This is a genomic window from Roseibium sp. RKSG952 (assembly GCF_009711355.1).
In genome coordinates this window covers 1-6,879 of sequence record NZ_SMMF01000752.1, presented here as the reverse complement: position 1 = coordinate 6,879, position 6,879 = coordinate 1, and the positions used below count along the sequence as shown (strand labels likewise).

General features: G+C 58.6%; 6 protein-coding genes. 2 read left to right on the top strand and 4 right to left on the bottom strand.

Annotated features, from left to right (window positions below; genetic code table 11):
* Window positions 1-180: 180 nt before the first annotated feature.
* Window positions 181-1,521 (top strand): sugar porter family MFS transporter, encoded by a 1,341-nt coding sequence (locus E1297_RS05565; protein WP_155135025.1) that lies wholly within the window; start codon window positions 181-183, stop codon window positions 1,519-1,521.
* Between the two features lie 101 nt (window positions 1,522-1,622).
* Window positions 1,623-2,936, top strand: a complete 1,314-nt coding sequence (locus E1297_RS05560) for an adenylate/guanylate cyclase domain-containing protein (protein ID WP_155135022.1) — start codon at window positions 1,623-1,625, stop codon at window positions 2,934-2,936.
* Between the two features lie 40 nt (window positions 2,937-2,976).
* Here E1297_RS05560 and hemP read toward each other — a convergent pair whose 3' ends face one another.
* From hemP to E1297_RS05540, 4 genes are all read right to left on the bottom strand, one after another.
* Window positions 2,977-3,192, bottom strand: a complete 216-nt coding sequence (gene hemP / locus E1297_RS05555; protein ID WP_155135019.1) for a hemin uptake protein HemP — start codon at window positions 3,190-3,192, stop codon at window positions 2,977-2,979.
* 315 nt (window positions 3,193-3,507) lie between these two features.
* Window positions 3,508-3,969 carry an Rrf2 family transcriptional regulator gene (locus E1297_RS05550; protein ID WP_155135016.1) on the bottom strand — a complete coding sequence of 154 codons (462 nt, stop codon included), beginning with the start codon at window positions 3,967-3,969 and terminating at the stop codon, window positions 3,508-3,510.
* Between the two features lie 99 nt (window positions 3,970-4,068).
* Entirely contained in the window at window positions 4,069-5,106 is a 1,038-nt protein-coding gene (locus tag E1297_RS05545) for a LacI family DNA-binding transcriptional regulator (protein WP_155135013.1), read from the bottom strand.
* 89 nt (window positions 5,107-5,195) lie between these two features.
* Window positions 5,196-6,374, bottom strand: coding sequence for an NAD(P)/FAD-dependent oxidoreductase (locus tag E1297_RS05540; RefSeq protein WP_155135011.1), 1,179 nt, complete (start codon window positions 6,372-6,374; stop codon window positions 5,196-5,198).
* Between the last annotated feature and the right edge of the window lie 505 nt (window positions 6,375-6,879).

Sequence of the window (6,879 nt, the reverse complement as noted above, 5' to 3'; positions counted from 1 at the left end):
AAATGTGCGAAAAATTTTATACGTTATCTTGTGCGATCGCCGGGATGAGTCCTGTAAGTTCCGGGCGAAGAGAAGACAGGGAATGCGCCTTGCTCTGGAGTGAGCAGAGCGGCGGGTATCGCGCTATAATCGGTTGCCATTGAAAGATTTCAATAATTCGCGTCTCAAACGGAGGTGGATGTGCCAAAGGCAATTATCGTTTTGGCGGCATTGTTTGGCCTTTTGTTCGGCATTGATGTTGGCATCATCACCGGTGCTCTCCCGCTTTTGACAAAACAATATGCATTATCACCGGCCAACGAGGGCTTTATTGCTGCGGGTGTCCCGTTCGGAGCCATTTTTGGAACCTTTGTCGGTTTCTATCTGGTTGACCGGATCGGGCGCCGCCGGGTCTTGCTGCTAAGCGCTGGCCTGTTCGCGGCCGGTGCAATTGCCTCCGCGCTTTCCACCGGGGCTCTGACCTTGGGCCTTTCCCGAACCATGGTTGGTGTCGCGATCGGCGTGTCAACACTGACCGCGCCGATGTATCTGGCCGAGATTGCTCCGACAAAATACCGCGGAGCGGTTGTCGGCTGCTTCGAGTTCAATATCGCTTTTGGAATATTCCTGGCTTATGGGGTTGATTGGGCGATTTCCTACGCTGACTCGTGGCGGTTGATGCTGGTATTTCCCCTGGTTCCCGCCCTTGTTTGTCTTGTCGGGATGATTTGGTCTCCGGAAAGCCCGCGCTGGTTGGTGATGAAACGGCAAGAGGACAAGGCCCGCTCGGCGCTAAGACTGGTTCAGCCCCGGATTTCGAATGATGACGTTGAGCGGATCGTCACTGATATCAAGAGACAGCATCCCGAAAGGCCGGAGGAAGAACGCTGGTCGAGGCTTGCGGCGCCAAAACTGCGCCCGCTGCTGATCTTCGCTGTCATAGCCTTTTTTCTCCAGCAGTTCTGCGGGATCAATGCGGTGCTCAACTATGCACCGGAGATTTTGCGTGAGGCGGGTATGGAGGGGTTGTCCAATCAATTGGTGGCAACGGTCGGCCTCGGTTTCGTTCTGGCGGCTACAGGTGCCATCGGCATATCGATTGTCGACCGTATCGGACGCAAGCCATTGTTCATCACCGGTTTTATCGGCACGAGCCTGAGCATGGCAGTGCTGGCGCTAACACTCCAGTTTCTGGGCAATGACTTTGCGTGGCTCAGCCTTGTCTCCCTCTTCGTGTTTGTGTTCTTTTTTGGTATCAGCCTTGGCCCGCTGCCGTGGATCTACATGTCGGAACTGTTTCCGCTGGCGCTGCGCGGCAAAGGGATCGCTGCAGCTTGTCTTTCGAACTGGATCTGCAACTGGCTTGTCGTTTTCCTGTTTCCGATCGTGTCCAGGGGTATCGGGACGCCTGAAACGTTCTTGGCATTTGCGATCTTTTGTATTTTCGGAATTTGGTATTCGGCCAGATACGCGCCGGAGACAAAAGGGATCCTGTTGGAAGAGGTCGTCGACAGGGTGTCCGCTCCGGAGGCGGGGGGGTGAAATCCAGTCAAGGGAACGGAAAATACCGAAACCTGTTTTTCTTGGCATGGCGGCTGTTTGGGTCATAAAAGATCTTTGAGCAGCATCTGCAAGGAGCCTTCATGAAAGCCCTGCCGATTGATCCGGCACCCAGATCCTATCCGGAACATGTTCTCCTGTGTGACAGGTCACAGCGGGGGGCTGCCTGTGCACCGGCGCAGCAAACGACCGATGAGGTGCGCCAATGGCTGCTGCATGAAGCGATCCATGCCGACAATCTGATGCTGCTTTACGAGGAATATTTGTGGCGCTGCCGGGCGGCCGGACTGCCCATCGATCGCTCCTCGCTTCATGTGGGCACGCTTCATCCCCAAATGGTGGGGCTGGCCTGGAACTGGAAGGCGGATGATGCTGTTTGCGACGAGGTGGCGGCATTTGCCGGTGCGTTGTCTCAGGACGCCTTTACCAAGAACCCGCTCTACAAGGTTCTGGTCGATGGCGAAACGGTTCCGCTCAATCTCGAAAACCGGGAAGAAGCAGACGCCTATCCGTTGATGCAGGAACTCGCGGCAGAAGGGTATACGGCCTACACCGCCTTTCCGCTGTCGTCGTCTGGCAAACGGTTCAACGGGATCACCTTCGCCACCAAGCATCCCGGAGGATACCCGGAAGACAAGGTCGCGGTTTCCCTCGAACTCGTTAATCTGTTCGCACTTCATATCGAAAAGCACATTGTTCAACGGATCGCGCGCAATGTGGCCGACACCTATCTCGGCCCGCTTGCCGGGCGCCGGGTTCTGGAGGGCGAAATCCGGCGCGGGGACGGGGAGGCGATCAATGCCATCGTGTTTGTCGCCGATATCCGCGACTTCACCGGGCTCGCGGACCGGCTGTCCGGTCCGGAGCTGACAGCCGTTTTGAATGCCTATTTCGAGCGCCTGTCTTCAGCCATTGAAAATCACGGCGGCGAGATCCTGAAGTTCATCGGCGACGGTGTTCTGGCGGTGTTTCAGCAGGGGGAGGCGGCGGCCAGCCAGGCGGCCCTTGCGGCTGCGGAAGACGCGTTGCAGGCAATTGATGATCTCAACAGGGCACCGGACGGCGATCTGCCCGACCCCAGGGCCTGGCAACCATTGAAGATCGGCATTGGCCTGCACAAGGGGGATGTGTTCTTCGGCAATGTGGGCGGTGCGGACCGGCTGGACTTCACCGTGATCGGCCGCGCCGTCAACGAGGCGGCCCGGGTCGAGACCCTGTGCAAGACCCTGTCGCGCAACCTGCTGCTTGCCGACCCCGTGGTGCAGGACTTGCCGGAGACGGACAGGGAACGTCTGGAACTGATGGGCCATTACGACTTGCGCGGCGTGGCGCAGCCGGTCGCGATTTACAGCCCGCGTGCAGATGGTGCGGTGTTGCCGAACCCGGCTGAGACGTGACGCCCAGCCGTGATTTCTGAAACAGGACGGCGGCCCGGATTTACTTTGTCAAAATCAGCTTGCCGAGCTTGGTGATCGTCAGCCGGTAGGTTTCGTCATTGTGCTTGATCGTCAGTTCCCGGCGGCCCTTGAACAGACGCCGTGTGTCGAGATCGGCCCCGCCGGCCTCGTCAGCCGGGCAGGACATGAGGGCAGGGGCTGCAGCAGGGCGGGTCGGGAGGCTGAGCCGGGCGCGGCGGAAATTGGAGGTCTGCATCGCTTGGTTCCATACCGTGTCAGTTTCGAAAAATTCTAAACTTGAGTTTTTGTCTCAAGATTACTTGACACTGATACTCAGGATTTCGTATCAAGGCAATGCCTGATCGGCACGAAACGGAAATCGCGTCCTCTGAATCGTGACCGGGCAGGCGGTGCGGCCCCAGCTGCACAAAATGCTCGGCAAGCCAACCGCCCTCTCCTCTCCCTCAGCGGTGAGCCAGCCCGGCCTTTTTGAAAGACCAACGAAAAATGGCCTGCACCATCGGTGCAGGCCATTTTGTTCTGAACTCCGGTTCTCCTGACGGCTCACGTGTCAGGCGGAAATCTTGATTGCCTGACCTTCGTCGATCTTGAGCAGCTCGCGCATGCCGAACCGGTCTTCCGCCAGATCGGCAATGGATTTGGTGTCGAGCACTTCCATGAACGCCTCAAGGGCCTCGTGGAGCAAACCGTTGAAACCGCAGGACATGATCAGCGGGCAGTCCTTGCGGCCGGAATCAAAACACTCGGCCAGCAGGAAACTTTCTTCCGCCGCCCGCACCACTTCTCCAACGGTGATCTGCTCGGGCGGGCGGGCGATCATCACGCCGCCATTGCGTCCCCGGATCGTCTTGATCAGGTTGGCATCGACCAGCACCTTCATGATCTTGAAGAGGTGCGTTTCGGACATGTCAAAGCTGGCGGCGATATCAGCCACCTTGCTCGGCTTATCCGGGTTCACGGCGCAATACATAAGCGCGCGAACCGCATAGTTGGTTTGTTGTGTCAGGCGCATGCATCAAGATATGCGGCGCTCCGTCCAAAAGGTCAACACTAATATTTGAGTTTTTGAGGCGAGTTTTTATCGGGACCTGCCCGAAAGACGTAGGGTTGTTCAGGTTTCAGGCGGCAGATTGTCTTTTAAAAACACATCGATGCCAATGCGTTCCTGACCCGCGACAATCGGAGACTTGTCGCACAGCGCCTTCAGGACGCGTACGGCACTGCGCACCTCGTGGCCCGGATCCTGGGAGATCAGGGCGTTGATCGTGCCGGATGTCAGCGCTTCGCGGGTGTAGGGCGTCAGCTCGTGGGTGACAAAGGCGGTGTCGCGCGCCTTGTCCAGTTCTTCGAGCGCCAGAATGGCGCCGCGGTTGCCGGCCCCGATATTGTAGAGCCCGACTATGTCCGGCCGGGTTTCGAGCAGTTCTTTCAGCAGGCTGCGGCTGCGCGCATTGTCGTCGCGGCCCTCGCGCACCTTCAGGAGCTTCAGATGCGGGAAATCGCGTCCGATCACGTCCTGAAAACCGGTATAGCGGTCTGCCTGGTCGCGCAGGCCCAAAGAACCGGCGAGCAAGGCGATTTCGCCGCTTTGGCGTGGCAGAAACTGGCCGAGCAGTCTTGCGGCGGTCCGGCCTGCAGCCCGGTTGTCGATGCCGACAAAATGCCGCCTTGCGGAGGCGGGATGGTCGGCCACCAATGTCACCACATGAACACCCCGGTCCTGAAGCCGGTCGATGGCCGCGCGCACCTCCGGAAAGGCCGGAGCCACCACGGCGACCCCGTCGCACATGGACTTGTCGAGAATGGCAAGTGTCCCTGTGACCCTGTGTCCGTCAAAGGCATCGATCGGCTCGACATGGAGGGCGATTCGCTCCCGGGCAACCGCCTTTGCGTAAATCTGCGCCTCGCGGGTAAGATCCGCCATGAAGGCATTCGGCCCGCTCGGCAACAGAAAGTGAAACCGGTAGGTCTGGCCCTTGGCAAGACCGGCTGCAAACGGGTCCGGCGCGTAATTCAGGTTGGCGGCGGCTTGCCGGACTTTCTCGATCGTCTCGCCGCGCACGCCGGGCCGTCCGTTCAAGACCCGGTCGACCGTCGCAAGACTGACACCCGCCGCATCCGCCACATCCTGAATTGTCACCCGTCCCATTGTTCCTCCCTTGCTGCACCGCGCAATATTGCCGGATGAGGCACGTACATCAAGCCTTGGGAGTTATAACATGTTACGTTAACGTAATATCAAGCGAATTGTCCGGCGGCGTGACCCGACGACCAGGCCCACTGGAAATTGAACCCGCCAAGATGGCCGGTCACATCAACCACTTCGCCGATGAAATAAAGGCCGGGAACCTTGTTCGATTCCATGGTTTTGGAGGACAGTTCCCTTGTATCGACACCGCCGAGTGTCACTTCCGCGGTCCGGTAGCCCTCGGTGCCCACCGGCGTTACCTGCCAGGCGTTGATTGCGTCCGCGGTTTTGCGGAACAGCTTGTCCGGAAGGTCCGCGAGCCGGCCGCCGAGCTTGAGCATGCTGGCGATTTCCTCCGCCAGTCGGTTGGGCAGAATGTGCCCGACGGCTGTCTTGATGTCCTGTTTGGGAGAGGTTTTGCGCGCAACCTTGAAAGCCTCGAACACGTCGGTTGCCGGAGCCAGATCGACCTTGATCGGGCGGCCCTCCTGCCAGTAGGAGGAAATCTGCAGGATGGACGGACCGGACAGTCCCCGGTGAGTGAACAGCAATCCTTCGCGAAACGAGGTCTTGGCAAAGGACACCTGCGCATCGACCGAAACGCCGGAAAGCGTCTTGCAAAGCTCGCGGTTGGCATCGGAGAAGGTGAGGGGGACGAGCCCTGCACGCGGTGCAATTGTCTTCAGGCCGAACTGTCTAGCGATCTCGTAACCGAAACCGGTCGCCCCGATTTTCGGGATCGACAGGCCGCCGCAGGCAACCACCAGCGACTGCGCCCTGATTTCGCCGGTGCCGGTTGAAATCCGGAACCTGTTATCCGGTTTGGTGATGCCGGAGATTTTCGTCCCGAGCTCCAGTTTGCCGCCGGCCGCCTCGAGTTCTCTCAGCAACATCGAGATGATGTCATTGGCGGAATGATCGCAAAACAGCTGTCCGAGCGTTTTTTCGTGCCAGGGGATCCGGTGCTTTTCGACGAGGGCGAGAAAATCGCGCTGGGTGTAGCGTTTCAGCGCGGACACGCAAAAGCGCGGGTTTTCGGACAGGAAATTGGCCGGACTGCAATGCAGATTGGTGAAATTGCAGCGCCCGCCGCCGGAAATGCGGATTTTCTCGGCCGGTTTTTTCGAATGGTCGAGCACAAGCGCCGACCGGCCGCGCCGGGCCGCTTCGATGGCACACATAAGGCCGGCAGCGCCGGCCCCGATTATCACAACGTCAAGGGATCTCATGGCGGCTGCTTATAGTGGGGAACGGTGCCGGAGGAAACAGCAGGCTGGACCTGATTTTTGACCCGGACAGGCCTTGGTTTGACCCCTGATCAAGTCGGGTCGTCTTGAAACGGTTCTTCACGGAACGCCATCAATGGCGGATACCGCCATTGATGGCTTCCTTGCCAGTTTGGCATAAGGAATTGATTGTCAAGGGCGCGTTCGCGCCGCGAAGCGGTCCGGGACCCTTGACAATCAATTCCTTATGACGTCAGCAAACAAGATCCTGAAGAGCATTTCGAAGACTATTGTTTGGCTAAACTCGAACGCTGATCAATCAAGCGCGTTTCGGGATTCATTGCCGCGAGCCGTGCTGTTGTGAGGCGGCTCCCCGGAGCGGAATTCCGGGGAACCGCAGGCCTGATCAGAACGCGGGGTCGATACCACCTCAACGCATTAAAAGCTCCTGGTGCAATAATTTCAAAGCCGGATAGGAGTGCGACATGCGCAGCCCGATAGAAATGCG